At 43.3% G+C, this 16,842-nt stretch carries 18 protein-coding genes; 5 read left to right on the top strand and 13 right to left on the bottom strand.

Annotated elements, in window-relative coordinates; all coding sequences use genetic code 11:
- Positions 1-36: 36 nt before the first annotated feature.
- The gene (locus H0266_RS06425; RefSeq protein WP_181471534.1) at positions 37-768 is read right to left on the bottom strand and encodes an MBL fold metallo-hydrolase; all 732 of its coding nucleotides are present in this window, start codon (positions 766-768) and stop codon (positions 37-39) included.
- A gap of 118 nt (positions 769-886) precedes the next feature.
- On the opposite strand from H0266_RS06425, the gene yhfH reads away from it, so the two are divergent.
- Positions 887-1,015, top strand: coding sequence for a protein YhfH (gene yhfH / locus H0266_RS06430; RefSeq protein WP_181471535.1), 129 nt, complete (start codon positions 887-889; stop codon positions 1,013-1,015).
- 169 nt (positions 1,016-1,184) lie between these two features.
- On the opposite strand, the gene H0266_RS06435 is transcribed toward yhfH, so the two are convergent.
- From H0266_RS06435 to H0266_RS06455, 5 genes are all read right to left on the bottom strand, one after another.
- On the bottom strand, positions 1,185-2,198 hold the full coding sequence (locus H0266_RS06435; protein ID WP_181471536.1) for a LacI family DNA-binding transcriptional regulator: 1,014 nt from the start codon (positions 2,196-2,198) through the stop codon (positions 1,185-1,187).
- Between the two features lie 251 nt (positions 2,199-2,449).
- Positions 2,450-3,853, bottom strand: a complete 1,404-nt coding sequence (gene hemY, locus H0266_RS06440; protein ID WP_181471537.1) for a protoporphyrinogen oxidase — start codon at positions 3,851-3,853, stop codon at positions 2,450-2,452.
- 8 nt (positions 3,854-3,861) lie between these two features.
- Positions 3,862-4,791: a ferrochelatase gene (gene hemH / locus H0266_RS06445; RefSeq protein WP_181471538.1), complete on the bottom strand. Its 930-nt coding sequence runs from the start codon at positions 4,789-4,791 to the stop codon at positions 3,862-3,864.
- A gap of 13 nt (positions 4,792-4,804) precedes the next feature.
- Positions 4,805-5,842 carry a uroporphyrinogen decarboxylase gene (gene hemE / locus H0266_RS06450; protein WP_181471539.1) on the bottom strand — a complete coding sequence of 346 codons (1,038 nt, stop codon included), beginning with the start codon at positions 5,840-5,842 and terminating at the stop codon, positions 4,805-4,807.
- 146 nt (positions 5,843-5,988) lie between these two features.
- Positions 5,989-8,157, bottom strand: a complete 2,169-nt coding sequence (locus H0266_RS06455) for a transglycosylase domain-containing protein (protein WP_246363663.1) — start codon at positions 8,155-8,157, stop codon at positions 5,989-5,991.
- A 96-nt stretch (positions 8,158-8,253) separates the two neighbouring features.
- On the opposite strand from H0266_RS06455, the gene H0266_RS06460 reads away from it, so the two are divergent.
- A complete protein-coding gene (locus H0266_RS06460) occupies positions 8,254-8,757 on the top strand; it encodes an antibiotic biosynthesis monooxygenase family protein (protein ID WP_181471540.1) in 504 nt (167 codons plus the stop codon).
- 29 nt (positions 8,758-8,786) lie between these two features.
- Here the strand turns inward: H0266_RS06460 and H0266_RS06465 are convergent, their stop codons facing one another.
- From H0266_RS06465 to liaF, 5 genes are all read right to left on the bottom strand, one after another.
- Entirely contained in the window at positions 8,787-9,284 is a 498-nt protein-coding gene (locus H0266_RS06465; RefSeq protein ID WP_181471541.1) for a thioredoxin family protein, read from the bottom strand.
- Positions 9,281-9,706 carry a disulfide oxidoreductase gene (locus tag H0266_RS06470; protein ID WP_181471542.1) on the bottom strand — a complete coding sequence of 142 codons (426 nt, stop codon included), beginning with the start codon at positions 9,704-9,706 and terminating at the stop codon, positions 9,281-9,283. Before H0266_RS06470 ends, H0266_RS06465 begins: the two co-directional genes overlap by 4 nt.
- 139 nt (positions 9,707-9,845) lie before the next feature.
- Positions 9,846-10,481 (bottom strand): response regulator, encoded by a 636-nt coding sequence (locus H0266_RS06475; protein WP_181471543.1) that lies wholly within the window; start codon positions 10,479-10,481, stop codon positions 9,846-9,848.
- Positions 10,478-11,527 carry a HAMP domain-containing sensor histidine kinase gene (locus tag H0266_RS06480; RefSeq protein WP_343063218.1) on the bottom strand — a complete coding sequence of 350 codons (1,050 nt, stop codon included), beginning with the start codon at positions 11,525-11,527 and terminating at the stop codon, positions 10,478-10,480. The genes H0266_RS06475 and H0266_RS06480 overlap by 4 nt, the downstream gene beginning before the upstream one ends.
- A 14-nt stretch (positions 11,528-11,541) precedes the next feature.
- Complete coding sequence (liaF, locus tag H0266_RS06485) at positions 11,542-12,297, bottom strand: cell wall-active antibiotics response protein LiaF (protein WP_181471545.1); 756 nt, start codon at positions 12,295-12,297, stop codon at positions 11,542-11,544.
- 209 nt (positions 12,298-12,506) lie between these two features.
- On the opposite strand from liaF, the gene H0266_RS06490 reads away from it, so the two are divergent.
- Complete coding sequence (locus H0266_RS06490) at positions 12,507-12,938, top strand: ferritin-like domain-containing protein (RefSeq protein WP_181471546.1); 432 nt, start codon at positions 12,507-12,509, stop codon at positions 12,936-12,938.
- Between the two features lie 138 nt (positions 12,939-13,076).
- Entirely contained in the window at positions 13,077-14,252 is a 1,176-nt protein-coding gene (locus H0266_RS06495) for a M20 metallopeptidase family protein (RefSeq protein ID WP_181471547.1), read from the top strand.
- A gap of 43 nt (positions 14,253-14,295) precedes the next feature.
- On the opposite strand, the gene H0266_RS06500 is transcribed toward H0266_RS06495, so the two are convergent.
- Entirely contained in the window at positions 14,296-15,513 is a 1,218-nt protein-coding gene (locus tag H0266_RS06500) for an ABC transporter permease (RefSeq protein ID WP_181471548.1), read from the bottom strand.
- On the bottom strand, positions 15,510-16,253 hold the full coding sequence (locus H0266_RS06505) for an ABC transporter ATP-binding protein (RefSeq protein ID WP_181471549.1): 744 nt from the start codon (positions 16,251-16,253) through the stop codon (positions 15,510-15,512). Before H0266_RS06505 ends, H0266_RS06500 begins: the two co-directional genes overlap by 4 nt.
- Positions 16,254-16,393: 140 nt before the next feature.
- Between H0266_RS06505 and H0266_RS06510 the strand changes: the two genes are divergently transcribed.
- Positions 16,394-16,825: an HIT family protein gene (locus H0266_RS06510; protein WP_181471550.1), complete on the top strand. Its 432-nt coding sequence runs from the start codon at positions 16,394-16,396 to the stop codon at positions 16,823-16,825.
- Positions 16,826-16,842: the final 17 nt, after the last annotated feature.

Consider the following 16,842-nt stretch of genomic DNA (forward strand, 5'->3'; position numbering starts at 1 on the left):
CTATTCTATTGTAATCGTTCCGACAAGAATAGACAATTATCCACTCCACGACAGCCCTTCTTCTGCTATTTGGATGGTTCCCTTGAAGACGTCTTCCGCTTCCTGTCTCAGCCTAGGCAATTGACCGAAATGAGGGAGGTGGCTGAGCCACAGTGTATCGACCTTAGCTTCTGCTGCAATCGTCGCAGCTTCTTCACTCGTCATATGACCAGCTTTCGATCCATCCATTCCTTTATAAAAGTTTGTATCTGTGATCAACAAATCTGCCTCCTCAGCAAAACCGATCCATTCTTTCATATAACTTGTATCTGCTGTATATACGACGCTATGCTCACCATCTGAAACCCTCATACCATAGCACGCTACAGGGTGTTGCGTCTTTTGGAAATCAATGGTGAACGGTCCCACTTGCAAGGGGTCTTCTGGGTTATAGCGATGGCCTTTCGTGTACTGATGAGTGAGTTGATCGAATTTCTCTTTTTCCTCCGCGTGACCATAAATAGGTAAAATATCTGATGTCTCGTTCAACGTATTTTTAACGAGACAGGCATACTGAAGTGCCCCTATATCCGCAATATGATCATGATGATAATGCGAGAGTACCACTGCATCTACGTCACTTATTTTGACGAATTGTTGCATTCTTGAAAGCACTCCACTCCCACAATCAACCAACATTCGGAACCCATCTCTTTCAAATAAATAACCTGAAGTCGCACTTCCTGCTGCAGGGTAAGCACCCCAATAACCAATGACTGTCACTTTCATTATTACCACTCCCTATGTCTTTTGAACTAATTATATATTGTTTTATAACAGATTGTTGATTTCTGCATATTGTTATAATACAATGGTTTTACAATAAAAATTTGGAGGGGATTTCCTAATGATGAGTATAGTTGAGTTCTTCCGAAACCTACCTAAGAAACACTGCTCCAATTGTGGCAACGTTATTCAGGAACAAGCGGACTGCTATGGCAACATTTGTGATGACTGTGATCACCCGGCTCGTTAATGGTAGTATTCCACAAATGAATAGAAATGGAACCATCAAATTTGGAGCAGCTTATTGAATAGGCTGCTTTTTTTTGCTTCTTTACCTTTCCTTCCATGTTTTCACCCCCTTTACCCTACTACAGAAATACAAAATCCCGTATTGCGTATAAACACAATACGGGAGGTTTCTATTTTGCAATGCTATGTCTCTTTTCCGAAGAGTTTCGTACAAGTAGTTTATGCGAATATATATATCTTCTTGGTGTTGTTGAACTAGAGTGGAGCAGTTGCTGAATCAGCACCTCTATTGTCCGATCAGCCATTTTGGTTATCGGCTGCTCCACAGTCGTCACAGCGGGCGCCATTAGAAGAGAAAGCATTTGATTATCGAACCCGACCACAGCCAAATCATCAGGAATCGCCCAGCCACAATGAGAAGCTTCATAAACAATACCGGCAGCAACTTCGTCAGATCCTGTGAACACGCCGTCGATCAGCGGAAATTCTTCTTTGATTTTACGGAAAGCGTTACGACCATCTTCTACTTGAATGACCCAATCCATGACAGCCTCTTCTATAAAAGGCAATCCTCTCTCCTTCAGCGCTCGCTTAAATCCTGCCAAACGCTCCATCGCAAGATGCGTAAGTGTACCACCACTGAGATAAGCAAGGTTCGTACACCCTTGATCAATTAAGTGCAACGTTGACTCATAAGCCGCTTTCCGGTGGTCCATATGTATCATAGGAACAGGTGTATCCTCCATGTATTCGTTACACAAAACAATCGGACCAGACTCCAAGTAAGGCTCGACAACTTCCCACTCATTGACAAGTGACGTCATCACCACCCCATCCACTTGCTTGGTCTTTAATAGTTGAAGGTAATCCAATTCTTTCTTTTTTGAATCATGTGTTTGGCAGACAATAACTTGATACCCCCACTGAGAAGCTTTCTTCTCCATTGATTCAATCAAGTTACCAAAAAACGGATTCGTAATACGGGGCAGGAGAACGGCGATTGTATCCGTCCTTTGACTGCGCAGACGACGTGCAGAAGAATTGGGGACGTATCCAAGTTCATCCATTGCTTGTAGGATCCGTTGTTTTTTCTCATCTGTCACATAAGGCTGGTCATTGATTACACGAGACACTGTAGTCCGCGATAAGCCAGCTAACTTTGCTACATCTTCTATCGTAGCCATACGTATTCCCCCTACTAGATTTCTACCTTTCTTTGAAAACGTTTCCATATAAATGATACTAATCATCCCGTCATTCTGCAAGCCCTTTCAAAAAAATGATTTACAGAAATCGTAAGCTCAGACACTTGTTCACTAGTGGAAGGTTCATACATCCCTCATACCTATAGCTCTGCCCCCTCCCTTCTTTTAAATAAAAAAACACCGGATGAGTGGTCCATCCGATGTTTTTCCTGCATATATGATCTGCTTATTCACTTCAAGTAGTGAAGGACTTCTTCTACGGCTGCTTCTCCCTGATCTATGCAATCTGGCAACCCAATTCCTCGATAAGATCCTCCTGCTAACAAGACACCTGGTAAATCTCGCTTCAGCTGTTCCGTGATCTCATTAAGGCGATCCTTGTGCCCAACTTTGTATTGGGGCATCGCATCGTACCAACGTGTCACAATGGAGAAATCAGGCTTTTGAGTAATATCCATCGTTTGATTCAAATCGTTGAGAGCAATGTCTACGATTTCTTCATCCGAACAATTCACAATCTCTTGATCAGATGGCTTCCCTACATAACAACGAAGCAGGACTTTTCCTTCCGGTGTTGATGTCGGCCACTTTTTATGAGTCCAAGTACAGGCTGTAATCCGAAAGTCGCTATTACGCGATACAACAAATCCTGTCCCATCAATATCCTTCTTGATTGCAGAAGCATCAAAAGCCATAGCTACATTGGCTACTGACGTCGCATTCTTGTCTTTAAGTGGATCAAGAAAATCATACTGTGTCAGCATTCGCTGTGCTGAGAAGTGAGGAGTCGCAATAATGATGGCATCAGCCTCTTGTAAAGTCCCGTCACTGAGCATGAGGTGATAGTGATTGTCCTTCTTCTCAATATGATCAACTTGAATTTGCGTTTTTACCGTATCCTCTTCCAATTGAGCCTCGATTGCGTCGACTAATGATTGTAAACCGTGCCGAAGCGTCAGAAACATACTCGGTTTTTTTTCGCCTTTCTTACGGACTTTTATAGAGGTCGTTTTTCGTAAGCCTTTGATTAAGCTCCCATACTCCTGTTCAAGTTCATAAAAATGAGGGAACGTAGCTTGTAAGCTTAACTCATCAATGCTGCCCGCGTAAATACCGGACAGTAAGGGCTCAATCAAGTTCTCAACAACTTGATTTCCGAGTCGCCTTCTGAAGAACAGCCCAAGCGATTGATCACCTTCAACTGGTTTACTAGACTGAACCATATCCATAGCTGCTCGCATCTTTCCTAGCGGTGTGAATAGACCCGAGAAAAGAAACGGCCGAATTCTAGTCGGAATTCCCATATATGAACCACTTGGCATTGGGTGAAGTTTATTGTTCACCAAAATGTATGACTGTCCCGTCCCATTGGGAATCAGCTCTTCCGACAAGCCGACATCGGTCGCTAAACGGGCGGCACTTTCTTTACGGGCAAGAAAAGAGTCCGGGCCACGCTCAATCGTAAACCCGTCCCTTTCTTCTGTTTGTATCTTTCCGCCTAAGCGATGACTTGACTCCAGCAATTGGACATTCAGGTTCAACGAATCTTTTTTTGATGCTTGTTGTAGTCGATATGCGGCAGTAAGGCCCGTGATTCCTCCACCAATAACGACCACTCGTTTTTGATGTGACATCTTATCCCCTACTTCTCGACTTGATTCATGACGACGTTCGCCAATGTTTGAATAAATTTAGGATTCGTATTTGGCATTTCAGGACGATAATAATTTGCCCCTACTTCATCACAGACGACTTTACACTCGTAATCATTATCATAAAGCACTTCTAAGTGATCGGAAACAAAACCAACAGGCGCATACACAAATGTCTTGTAACCTTTATCGTTATAAAGATCTTTCGTTAAGTCCTGAACATCAGGCCCAATCCATGGGTCCGGTGTATTTCCTTCACTTTGCCAGCCGATTTCATACTGTGTGATGCCAGTCGCGTCCGAAATCAACTCAGCTGTTCGTTTCAACTGATCCGGATAAGGATCGCCACCTTGCAAAATCTTCAGAGGCAGGCTATGTGCCGAAACAATCAGGCAGGTATTTTCTTTTTCTTCTTCGTCCATCTTTGCGTATTCCGCTTCAATTTTCTCTTTCCAGAAATCGATAAATCCTGGTGCATCATACCAGCTTTCAACGGAACGAATCGAAACCCCATGCTTGTCTGCTTCTTCTTTAGCACGACCATTATAGGATTTAACGCTATACGTAGAATAATGAGGGGCAAGCACGATCGACACCGCTTCTTCAATCCCGTCTTTTGCCATTGATTCCACGGCATCTTCAACGAAAGGCTCAATGTGTTTTAAGCCAATGTAAAGCTTGAATTCAATCTCGTCTTGCATTTCGTTTAATGCATTTTTAATGCTCGTTGCTTGATCTTCCGTAATCCTAGCTAGTGGTGAAATCCCACCAATCGCATCATAACGGTCCCTGAGATCCTGAAGCATCTCATCAGATGGTTTGCGACCTCTTCTTATGTGCGTATAGTATCTTTCTAAATCTTCTTCTTTGTATGGCGTACCGTATGCCATTACGAGTAATCCCATTTGTTTCTTTGCCATGTCTATTCACCTCTTAGTTCGATTTTGAATAATCATGAATCAAGTGAGTCAACCGCTTCAACGTTTCCGGCTGAATATCCGGTGTGACTCCATGACCTAAGTTGAAGATATGGGAAGGATGTTCCCTTCCTTCATCAATAATACGCTTCGCACGCTCTTCAATCACGTTCCAATCGGCTAGCAATATCGACGGATCCAGGTTTCCTTGCAACGGTTTCGTGATTCCTGCTTGTCGTGCTTCCGGAATCGACATTCTCCAGTCTAACCCGAGAACATCAATCGGGAGGTCATTCCATTCCATTGCTAAATGACGTGCACCGACACCGAATAGAATCAACGGAACCCCTTCTGATTGAAGCTCAGAGAAGATACGTTGCATCACAGGTTTAATAAACAAACGGTAGTCTTCTACGTTCAAAGCACCGACCCACGAATCAAAGATCTGAATAGCTTTAGCCCCTGCTTTTACTTGGGAACGAGCGTAGGTGATCACCATGTCTGCCAACTTATCCATTAGCGCGAACCATGTCATCGGTTCACTGTACATCATGGATTTGGTTTTATTGTAGTTTTTCGAAGGTCCACCCTCAATCATATAGCTTGCAAGGGTGAATGGAGCACCACTGAACCCGATCAACGGAACCGTCAGCTGCTCTTTCGTCAACAAACGAATCGTATCCAATACATAAGGGACGTCAGATTCAGGATCGATCGTACCCACCTTCTCTACATCCGCTCTCGTACGAATCGGATTGTGAATGACAGGACCGATTCCTTTCTTGATCTCGACATCCACTCCAAGAGCTGGTAGAGGGGACATGATGTCTTTGTAGAGAATCGCTGCATCGACCCCGTATTGTTCAACAGGAAGTCGTGTGACATAAGCACAAAGTTCTGGTTGGTGTGTAATTTCAAATAGAGAGTATTTTTCTTTCAACTTATTATATTCAGGTTGAGATCGCCCAGCCTGACGCATAAACCAAACGGGTGTATGCTCGGTTTTCTCTCCACGGAAAGCCCGTAGAATTGTATCATTTTCAATTTTGTTCATATTTAATGACTCCTTTGCCACGTTCGTCAGTATCCGTTTTCCACTATAACGATTTATTGGTCTTCTGTATAGAAAAATGATGAAAATGTCATGATTTTGTCCTTTTTCCATAATCCTTGCTTATTTAAATGAAGCTCGCGAAATATTTAGAAGTTCCAGTTCAGTGACACACGGTTTGAAGGTTCGCCTTCTAATTGTGTAAGGGGATCATAGGGAACGACATAATAATAGGTTTCGTCAAAAATTCCGAAAGCGCTAACTTTGTAGCTTCCCTCTCCTGTCACTTCACCTACATTCACATCTTCTCCCTGTTCTTCCCTATAAATACGGTAGACAACACGCTCGTCATCAGTAGGCGTCCACTGCAAAGTACCTCTCAGGGTGGCTAGACCCGCTAAGTCAAGCGTGCCCGTTACTTGATTCAAGTCAGGTAAACGGATAGGATTTGGAAGAATCTCAACCCCTTCAGGCTTGTCAAAAGAAGCGGTCAAGGGCTGTATTTGATCGATACTCGTTAAAATATCCTTCATCAACCTCGAAGGATAGGCACTACTCCCTTGGACACTATACTCTTCTCCAGCCTGATCGTAGCCCATCCATAATGCTCCGGTGTAATCAGGTGTGTAACCAGCAAACCAAACGTGCTTGTTGCCTCCTACTCCTTGTTGAGTCCCCGTTTTTCCAGCTAAAGCTTTCTGATAATCACCTTGCGAAGCGGTTCCTTCTTCAACTGTCGTCTGGAGCATTTCGGTCATATACCAAGCCGTCTCAGCATCGAACACTTGCTCTTCTCTTGGTTGATGCTCATGAATGACTTCCCCATTACGGTCCAATATTTTAGAAATCGTATAACTCTCCACGACTTTCCCTTCCCGAGCAAAACTGGAGTAAGCTTCTGTAATCTGAAGAGGTGAGTAACCTTCTGATAATCCGCCTAAAGCGATGGCTAGTCCATCATCATTTGTTGGAAGACCAAGCTTGTCTAAGTAGTCTTTGGCATAATCGATCCCTATTTGATCAAGCAGCGAAACGGCAGGTACATTCTTTGAGTCGACCAAGGCCTGGTAGAGGGAAACTTGGTGATCGTATTGTCCATCATAGTTAGAAGGTTCATAGTTACCTGAGAAAGTTTGCTTACGGTCAGACAGCACACTATATGGTTGAAATCCGCCTTGCATAAGGGCAGGACCATATACGGCTAACGGCTTGATGACAGATGCTGGCTGCTTCTTCACTTGTACACGATTTAGATCACCATGCTTGAAGTCTCGGCCACCAACAACGGCGACTAACGCACCTGTCTCATTATCCATCAAAGTAAAGGCACCTTCGACGGGTCCATTCGACCCTGGAATAAATTCACCTTCCCTCATTTTCTCAGCAGCCACCTGCTGAATGGATGGATCCATTTTTACTACAATCGTGTATCCTCCACGCTTTAATTCATCACGCGACATATGGTATTTCTCAGCCGCTTCATCAATGACTAGATCAACATAACTGTTCGACCAGTTGCTCTCTTCGTCTTCACCTTGTTCGACAGCCAGCGTGGATCCCTGCATGCGTTTCATGACTTCGATCGAAATCGCTCCATACTCTTGCATTTGAGAGAGTACGAGATTTCGACGTTGCATAGACTCCTCAGGATGGTCGATGGGAGAATACGAATTCGGAGCTTTCGGCAACCCTGCGAGCAAAGCCCCTTGAGCGATTGTCAACTCAGAAACAGGACGATTGAAATAATGCTTAGAGGCGGATTGGATGCCGTATGCACCTTCGCCGAAGTAAATACGATTCAGATAAAGGGATAGGATTTCCTCTTTTGAATAGTTTCGCTCCAAATAATAAGCCGCCATCACTTCTTTGGTCTTCCTCATCCACGTTTTATCATTCGACAAGAATAGATTTTTGGCTAGCTGCTGGGTGATTGTACTGCCACCCTCTACTTTCTTCATGGCTATAATATCACGGTATAGGGCACGTCCTATGGCCTTGAAATCAACCCCGGAATGACCATAGAACCGTTGATCTTCGATTGAAATGAAAGCGTCTTTTACATGGTCGGGAATGGTTGATGAGGGTACTACTTCCCGATTCTTCGTATAAATCCGTTCTATTAACTCTCCGTCCTCCGTTTCCACCCTTGTCATTTCATCCATAACTAACGCTTTTTCATCGACGACAAACCGTCCCCCAAAGATGATCGTTATATAACCAATTAGGATCAGAATCGATAGACAAGACAGTATGATGGCAGGCCATTTCAAATACTTCGTCCATGGGGGGAGCGTTTGTAGTTTCTCTTTGATGTTCAATGCTTATGGCATCCTTTCTATTGTATCGCTTAAAACTTGCGGCTCATTGTTTCCTCTTGCTACACTTAGACTAACGTCGGAAAGGAGACATCGTTTATGAAGGTTTCAATGACAAGCGGTACACTTGATTATTTAGCTAAACTAGAAGAAAAGCATCCCGGCGCTTCTCTATTCTTCATGCAGGACCAAGACAAAACCGTCGCCTATCATGAAGGAGACGAAACGATTTTCGAAGAAGCACGGGAGTACGAAACGGTAGACTTTGTAGGGGAAATGAAGGCAAACGGATACATCGTCATGAACAACATCCCTGTAGCTGATGAAGGACGCCCCGTATTCGAAGACCGCTTCAAGAATCGCGCAGGAAACGTTGAGAATCGAGAAGGGTTCCAAGCGATCCGCATTTTACGACCGCTCCAAGGAAATACTTATGTGGTGTTGACCCAGTGGCGCAATGCCCAAGACTTTGAAGACTGGAAGAACTCTCAGTCCTTTGATGATGCTCATAAGAAATCTGGACCAAAACACCAGAAGAAACCATCCTTCATCGATGGGGATGCCTACATTACGAAATATCATATGATTGAAATGAATCCATAAAAAAGTGAGCGGTTCTCCGCTCACTTTTTTTATTCTTCCGAACCTTCAGGAGTATCTTCTAATACTTCATCATGAAAGAAGCTATCAAAAGATGCCACAGGCTGTTCTCCTACAATTCGAGCGACTTCTTCACCATCTTCATAGTGAACAATTGTAGGTGTCGATTGGATTTGGTATTTCATTCCTTGGTCTTGGAATTCAAGTAAGTTCAACTTCTTCATATCAACGCCAAGCTCTTTGGCCATCGGATCCACAATCGGAGTGGTACGCTGGCAATAGACACAAGTCGGGCTATAGAAATAAACCGTCGTTTCTTCTCCAGAAGAAATTTGTTCCTCAAGCTCGTCAGGCTGTATCTGATTCTGATACAAAGGATCTTCAAGCTGATCGATAGTGGCTTGTTCTAGATTATCCTTCCCATAAGGGTTTCCCTCTGTTTGTTGTGTATTTTGGTAGTTCACTACAAAAATGAGGACAACGATCAATACCGCTAGAGCGGTCGCAAATATAATCATATTTTTCTTCATTCAGAAATTCTCCTTTTTCTTAAAAGCAATAAAAGATGTGTTACAAAAATCATAACAAATGCCATTCCTGCCATAAAGGGAATGGTCACAAACCCAAAGTAATTGACGTATTGAGCACTGCATGAGACCGAACCGCATGAATCTATACCGGATAATCCAGGCACTTTCTGCAGCATATACTGGTACGTTGATACAAGCATGCCAAGTCCACTTAATATAACTCCCGGCAGAGCTATATCGCTGTTCTTCTTAACTAAAGCCACTCCATAGATGAGGACAAGTGGATACATGAGAATGCGTTGATACCAACAAAACTCACAAGGCTCATAACCTAGTACTTCAGAATAAAATAGACTTCCAGCCATGGCCACTAAAGCGACTGCCCAAGCGGCAAATAAATAAGACTCTTGATTATTCTTCATAGACTTTGATCCTTTCTCTCTCTCCCTGTTGCTATTATACAAGCTACTCTCTTGAAAACAAAATACTTTATTCACGTTTCAGATTTGGTGTGGTAATCCGATTTATTTCAAAATAAAAAAACCGCTATTCAGGCGGTTTTCATTTGTGATTCAGTAATTGATTACGGTGAACGTACACCGCTGCTTGAGTCCGATCGTGGACGTCCAACTTGCTGAGAATATTACTCACATGGGTCTTCACCGTTTTGATTCCGATGTACAACTTCTCACCGATTTCCTGATTGGTCATGCCTTGACCAACACATAACAACACTTCCATTTCACGGTTCGTCAATTCTTCATGCGGTAATTTTTCTCTTTGAAAGCGCGTCATCATTTTCGTAGCCACTTTCGACTCAATCACATTCTCTCCCATGGCGGCTTTACGAATAGCATCAGCAATCTGATCAGCCGAAGATGTTTTCAACATATAACTGAATGCCCCTGCTTCAAGAGCAGGGAATACTTTCTCATCGTCATAATAACTCGTCAGAATGATAATCTTGCAGTTGCAGGACTCCGTTTTCATAATTTCTTTCGTTGCTTCAATTCCATCTCCGTTTTCCATCATAAGGTCCATCAACACAACGTCCGGTTGGATCTCTTTTACCAACGCTGCACCTTCATGACCACTTGATGCTTCCCCTATAATATCTAAATCTTCTTCTGTATCTAAGTAGGCAATAACTCCTCTTCTTACAACATCATGGTCATCAATCACGACTACCCTTATCATCCGATATCCTCCCTTAACCTAGGAACACGCATGTCAATATGTGTGCCTTCCCCTTCTCTTGAACGAATCGAAAAGTCCCCACCTATTTCTTCGCATCGTTCACGCATGGTTTTCAATCCGTAACTTGCTTTCGTCGCCTGTTTATCTTCTGCCCGGAACCCTATTCCATTGTCCCCTATATGGACGAACACTCTATCATCCACGACAGACATTTTCACATGAACAGTTGAAGCATTTGCATGTCTCAAGATATTGGATAACGCTTCTTGCAGTACACGGAAAACATGTTCCTCTGATGTATCCGATAAATTCAGATTGTCTTCAATATCTACAAAGAATTGTACGGAACATTTTTGCTTTAATTCCTCAATAAGTGAATGCACACCCTCAGAAAGCGACTCCCCCGATAAGTACACCGGTCGTAAATGAAGGAGCAATGCCCTCATTTCGGTTTGCGCCTGCAAAGCCATCTGGGTTATTTCATGAAGCTGATGTTTGGCTTTGTCCGGCTTCTTGTCAAATATCTTTTCGGTTGCTTGAGCCATCATGGTCAGAGCAAACAATTGTTGACTGACCGCATCGTGCAGGTCCCTCGCTAACCGCTGCCTTTCTTCAATCGTTGCGGCTTTATGAGCGGACTTAGCCAACTCCGCTCTTTCATCAGCAACCTTCACAATCGAATCTTTCTGCTTCTGAAGCTTCTCCCCAAGCTCATTCAAGTCTTCAGCTAGCCCAGTCATCTCATCTTGATGATCCGCTTCCACTCTCGCTGAAAAATCGCCTCTAGAGAGCAGTTTGATCAACATCGACAACCGATCCATTCTTTGCTTGATCCCCGTACTTGACTGAAAGCCGGCATAAACAGACATGATAAACCCGATACAGGCGTACGTGGTCATAAAGAATAAGACGGCTTGGACATCTAACCATTCAGGTCTAAACCAAACGTACACGGACAGAAGGATAGCAAGTAATAGGAACGTAATAAGGACAAAGCCATACAGGTGGGAGCGGATATACATATATCTTATGTTATTCCATCGCATAAACATGCTCCCCCCTACAAATGATCCAATTGAATTGAACCGACTTTTAAATCGATGTATAAGGTCAACCGCCTCGTAGCGGTGTGATAGTCCTCAGACTCATAGACCATTTCCCGATTCAATCCCCCCGCATTTTCTCCTGAAATCGTAACGTCGCCTGTTTTAACGTATGCTTCCGCTCTAAAAGGGACACTTTTTGGAATAACCATTGTAATATCACCAATCCATCCACGAACATAAATCGGCGTATCTGTTTCAGGGATAAAAGCTCGAGTAAAATCGAAGTACAACTCTCCGACGGCAATGGACAAATCCATTGGTTCGACTTTCCAATTGGGTTGTTTATACTCAACACTTCCAACACTCAACCTGGATCCTTTTTTAGACAAAGACTTATGTTTGGAACGTCGCCTTTTCTCGCCACGCCGCCCCTTTGTTCCTTTTGAAAATAAATGAAAACCTATATAGATGAACAGAAGCGGCCACAGCTTCAACATGTCTCCAATTATAAAGTCGAGAACTTGTAAACGATCAAGAATCAATAGACTTCCTATGATCGTCAATAACGAACCGATTACCCATGACCCATCAGCTTTATGCAAAGCACTAAACCAGATCTTGATTCCTAGCCCCACCAGCAATAACGGATATATATTTCCCCAAGTCAGGCTATATTCGAGTTCAATGATATTAATATTCGATAATAAGAGTACGCCTCCGAGTCCAATGAGTATGACGGCCAACACACCATTCAACATTTTTTCTTTCACTAGAACCACCCTTTTCTACCTTACAGCTTTTAGATTCGATAGCGTGCTGTTGATGTCCTTCTCTAATTACTATTTTATAGAAATGTCCAGATAGAGAAAACGTGCGCCAGCCGTGTTTCGTCTCAGACTTAAGGCGGAGAGCATGTTTAAAGAATGAAAAGCTGGGAATATTGATATTGTTCAATATTTTAGGAAAGGATGTTGTGTATATGGATCAAAAAATGCAAGCTCTTATTGAAGGACTGAATGAGGACTTAGCACACGAATATGCCGCATCTATTATGTACACATATAATGCAGCTGTGGTGACAGGGTTATATCGCTCCGTACTAAAGCCCTTCTTCGAAAGTGAAGTCGCGGATGAACAAGGTCACGCCCTTTACTTAGCTGAGAAGATCAGCACATTAGGCGGAACACCTACCACCAAGCCAGCGGAAGTGAAACAATTGAAAGAAGTGAAAGCAATGTTGGAAGAAGCTCATGAAGCGGAACGCCAAACCATTAAACGCTATGAAGAACGTAAAACACAAGCGGAAGAATTAGGGTTGACAGAACTTTCTGTGAAACTGGATGACATGATCGCTGATGAAACAGGTCATATGGAAGAGATCAGTCGTTTGCTGCAAGATTCTCGATTATAAGTGCTCGATATAATCCATTAAATATTTGTGTATGAAAGCTCCATGTTGATGGAGCTTTTTTTCATGCATACGTAAAGTTTGAGAATATTCACAACCTATATTAAACTTTACACAATTGAACAATGAGGAGGATGCGTGATGTGGGAAGATATTTTCCAGGCCATCGATGAACAGTATGAACAAATGGTGGAGACAAGACGTTTCTTACACCAATATCCTGAAGTTTCATTTCACGAAGAAAAAACCGCTCAGTTTATTGTAGATACATACGAGCGTATAGGAATCCCTTACGAAAGCCATGTTGGTGGTAACGGTGTCTTAGCTACGTTAAAGGGGGGACGCCCCGGCAAGACGGTCGCCTTACGTGCTGATTTCGATGCATTACCGATTGAAGAACTGAATGATGTTGAATATAAATCGAAGAACCCAGGTGCTATGCACGCTTGTGGTCACGATGGTCACACAGCAGCTCTTTTAGGCTTAGCTGAGTCTCTTCTGCCCTACAAGGATGAACTGCCCGGGACAATCGTTTTTGTCCATCAACACGCCGAAGAATATGCCCCTGGTGGCGCGAAACCCATCATAGATTCAGGAAAACTCGATCACGTCGATGCGGTTTTCGGGACTCATGTATGGGTCAATGCACCGACAGGAGTCATCCAGACGGCTCGAGGCCCCTTCATGGCTGGAGCAGACCGCTTTGAAATCACGATTCAAGGGAGAGGCGGACATGGTGCCCAACCTCACCAAACGAAGGATGCGGTCGTGATCGGCTCTCAACTTGTTACGCAACTCCAACAAGTCGTCAGTCGCCGTGTTGACCCATTGAAAACCGCCGTATTATCCGTTGGAACATTCGAATCGGGTCATACCTTTAACATCATTGCCGATTCAGCGAAGTTGACAGGTACAGTCAGAACCTTCGATCCAGAGGTACAAACACTCATTATCGAAGAGATGGAGAAAATCATCAAAGGTACATGTGTTTCAAGCGGAGCAGAATACGAATTTAATTACGAGAAAGGGTACCCTCCCGTCGTCAACCATCCAGAAGAGGCCGGCCTTGTACTGGATCGTTCTCAAGAAGCCGATCCCTCGCTCTCAACAGAGGAAATCGAACCCGTGATGGCTGGAGAAGATTTTGCTTACTACTTGTTAGAAAAGCCAGGCGCTTTCTATTTTACAGGTGCTCAAATCCCAGAACACTATTACCCGCATCATCATCCTAAATTCGATTTTGACGAGAACGCGTTAGTCCATGCAGCGAAGACACTCCTTCAGGCGTTCCGTAGTTATCAAGAAACGCACAGTTAAAACAAATAAGCGCACCTCCGTGTATTGTGGAGGTGCGCTTTTATTAAGTGGTTAGCTTTTGTTTCACGTACATATTTACAAATGCAAGGCTGAACAAACTTCCGCCAACCCACACAGCTAGTAAGCCGATCAAGTTCCATTGGAAAATAAAGAGTAGACCGAAGAGGAACGTTTGAAACAGCAGAATCTGTTTCAACCACTTCAGAAGAGCTTGTTCTTTCCAATCCTGTTTGACCGGGTAAATATCAAGCCAAATGATGGTTCTATGGTGATTCCATAACGTCATCATTTGGAAAGCACTCAAGTAAAGGAACAGGATAGCAAAAGCAATCTTCACCCACACATTGGGGACAAACCAAATAGCCAAAGCTCCGATGGCAATTAAGCGAAGATACATCCCTAAATAATCACTACTTCTTGTAAAAGTGATGCGGTACAGGTAAGCAAAGGTCTGATCCTGCCGATACGAAACGGTAGAAATCATTGCATTCACTAGAGCATGACGCTTCTTAACCGTATTCTTCAAGTGGGGTACATCAGCAAACATGTTCGCGATTCTGTAAAATGTTCGCATGCGCTGTTGATCTTTTTCTAATAGTAAATCCCAGGCAAGCCCGGCTTTTTGCCTAGAGAGCGAATAAGAAAACAGGACGACACCGACAAGTAAAACCGTGACAATACTGGCAAAAATCCATTCTCCCTGTGCGAGAAAATAAAAGATGGCAATGTTCAATACCGTTTTCAACCCTTGGTCCACCAGTCGGGTTCGAGGGTTCCTATCTTTGAGCATCCACCAATTCGAAATCATATTCCACGCTTTAATGACCAGTAGTATAACCATCATCATGAGATAGTATTGGATACCTAACTCCGGGTAGGAGGCGAAATACAATGGTCCTAGAGCCGCAGCAACCAACAGAATGATATACAACTGCACAATATAGCTGTAATAAAGACAGCGCTTGAAATAATCATTCAATTGATATTCAGCCGGCAACAGAAAAACTAAGTCCGGCTCTTGGAGTAGAGTACGAACAGGACTGTAGCTTGCTACAAGCCCGAAAGCTGTCGCAATGATCCAAGCTGTCGGGAAAGACTCAGGTAGGTCTACGAGCCACTGTTGATAATAATACGCGAGAGCTGAAATAAAGAAGAGCATCGCAAACGAAATATGCCCATTGAAAATGTACTTCAAATAGCGATTCGTCTCTTTCATATGTTCAGAGAAGCGACGTCTCCAAAACTGTTTGGCATCAATCATGTCTGAGCCTCTTCCTTCGTCAAGGCGATATAAATATCATCTAAAGACGCCTGTGGCCGACCAAAGGATTCTCTTAATTCTTCAAGGGTTCCATAAGCACGAATCTTACCATCGTGAAGAATGACGAATCGGTCGCAATACTTCTCAGCGGTCGCCAAGATGTGGGTGGACATCAAGATGCCGGCTCCTTTTTCTTTCATATCCTCCATCATTTGTAAGTATGATTGAATCCCAAGAGGGTCCAAGCCCACAAATGGTTCATCAACAATATACAATTCGGGTTCGATTAAAAAAGCACACATGATCATGACCTTCTGGCGCATCCCCTTAGAGAAGTGGACAGGGAACCATTTCAGCTTTTTCTCCAAGCGAAATTCTTTGAGCAGTGGGTCTAAACGTTTCTTGAACACATCTTCCGGAATATTGTAAGCCATCGCGGTTAAGTGAAGATGCTCGTAGAGAGTAAGCTCATCGTACAGGATCGGCATTTCTGGTATGTAACCTATCTGCTGGCGATACACTTCAGGGTTTTCCTCGAAAGACGTCCCATTAATGGATACCTTCCCTTTCTTCCCTTGCATCATTCCAATAATATGTTTGATCGTCGTACTTTTACCTGCACCATTCAATCCAATCAGACCGACAATTTCTTTCGGTTTCACATCAAATGTGATGCCGTGCAAGACGTTTTTATGAGTATATCCCCCGTGGAGGTTATCGACATTTAATAATGTATTCAACATTCATCCCTCTTTTCATGAACTAACATTCCCCTTCAAATTTTATCACAATTGGCGTATGAGTTGCACTTCCTGCCTATCTTTCGAGTTCTATAGCTTCATTATGATACAATAATGCAAAACCTAAAGGAGTGTTGAAGATGAGCGAAGCAACCGATTGTATTTTCTGCAAAATCATTGATGGGGACATTCCATCAGCGAAAGTGTATGAAGACGAAGATGTGTATGCTTTTCTAGACATCAGTCAAGTAACCAAAGGACATACTCTTGTCATCCCAAAAGAACATTGCAAAGACATTTATGACACCAATGCGGACGTAGCTGAGAAACTGTTCTCAAGAATCCCTAAAATCGCGACTGCCATTAAAGATGCTTATCAGCCAGTCGGAATGAATACCTTGAACAACAATGGTGAACACGCTGGGCAATCTGTTTTTCACCTACATATCCACCTCATCCCACGCTACGATGAGAAGGATGGATTCGGAGCAAAATGGGAAGTTCACACAGACGACTACTCCTCCAATGACCTGCAAACGATAGCCAAGAAGATCAGCGAGCGATTGGCTTGAATTTGAGAGAGTGTTTG

It is taken from the genome of Halobacillus locisalis, assembly GCF_013694105.1.
Classification (GTDB): Bacteria; Bacillota; Bacilli; order Bacillales; family Halobacillaceae; genus Halobacillus; species Halobacillus locisalis.

What these genes read in the sequence shown, in the direction of transcription:
- H0266_RS06425 (WP_181471534.1), bottom strand. Translation starts at nt 768, where the DNA reads ATGAAAGTGACAGTCATTGGTTATTGGGGTGCTTACCCTGCAGCAGGA.
- yhfH (WP_181471535.1), top strand. Translation starts at nt 887, where the DNA reads ATGATGAGTATAGTTGAGTTCTTCCGAAACCTACCTAAGAAACACTGC.
- H0266_RS06435 (WP_181471536.1), bottom strand. Translation starts at nt 2,198, where the DNA reads ATGGCTACGATAGAAGATGTAGCAAAGTTAGCTGGCTTATCGCGGACT.
- hemY (WP_181471537.1), bottom strand. Translation starts at nt 3,853, where the DNA reads ATGTCACATCAAAAACGAGTGGTCGTTATTGGTGGAGGAATCACGGGC.
- hemH (WP_181471538.1), bottom strand. Translation starts at nt 4,791, where the DNA reads ATGGCAAAGAAACAAATGGGATTACTCGTAATGGCATACGGTACGCCA.
- hemE (WP_181471539.1), bottom strand. Translation starts at nt 5,842, where the DNA reads ATGAACAAAATTGAAAATGATACAATTCTACGGGCTTTCCGTGGAGAG.
- H0266_RS06460 (WP_181471540.1), top strand. Translation starts at nt 8,254, where the DNA reads ATGAAGGTTTCAATGACAAGCGGTACACTTGATTATTTAGCTAAACTA.
- H0266_RS06465 (WP_181471541.1), bottom strand. Translation starts at nt 9,284, where the DNA reads ATGAAGAAAAATATGATTATATTTGCGACCGCTCTAGCGGTATTGATC.
- H0266_RS06470 (WP_181471542.1), bottom strand. Translation starts at nt 9,706, where the DNA reads ATGAAGAATAATCAAGAGTCTTATTTATTTGCCGCTTGGGCAGTCGCT.
- H0266_RS06475 (WP_181471543.1), bottom strand. Translation starts at nt 10,481, where the DNA reads ATGATAAGGGTAGTCGTGATTGATGACCATGATGTTGTAAGAAGAGGA.
- H0266_RS06480 (WP_343063218.1), bottom strand. Translation starts at nt 11,527, where the DNA reads ATGCGATGGAATAACATAAGATATATGTATATCCGCTCCCACCTGTAT.
- H0266_RS06490 (WP_181471546.1), top strand. Translation starts at nt 12,507, where the DNA reads ATGGATCAAAAAATGCAAGCTCTTATTGAAGGACTGAATGAGGACTTA.
- H0266_RS06495 (WP_181471547.1), top strand. Translation starts at nt 13,077, where the DNA reads ATGTGGGAAGATATTTTCCAGGCCATCGATGAACAGTATGAACAAATG.
- H0266_RS06500 (WP_181471548.1), bottom strand. Translation starts at nt 15,513, where the DNA reads ATGATTGATGCCAAACAGTTTTGGAGACGTCGCTTCTCTGAACATATG.
- H0266_RS06510 (WP_181471550.1), top strand. Translation starts at nt 16,394, where the DNA reads ATGAGCGAAGCAACCGATTGTATTTTCTGCAAAATCATTGATGGGGAC.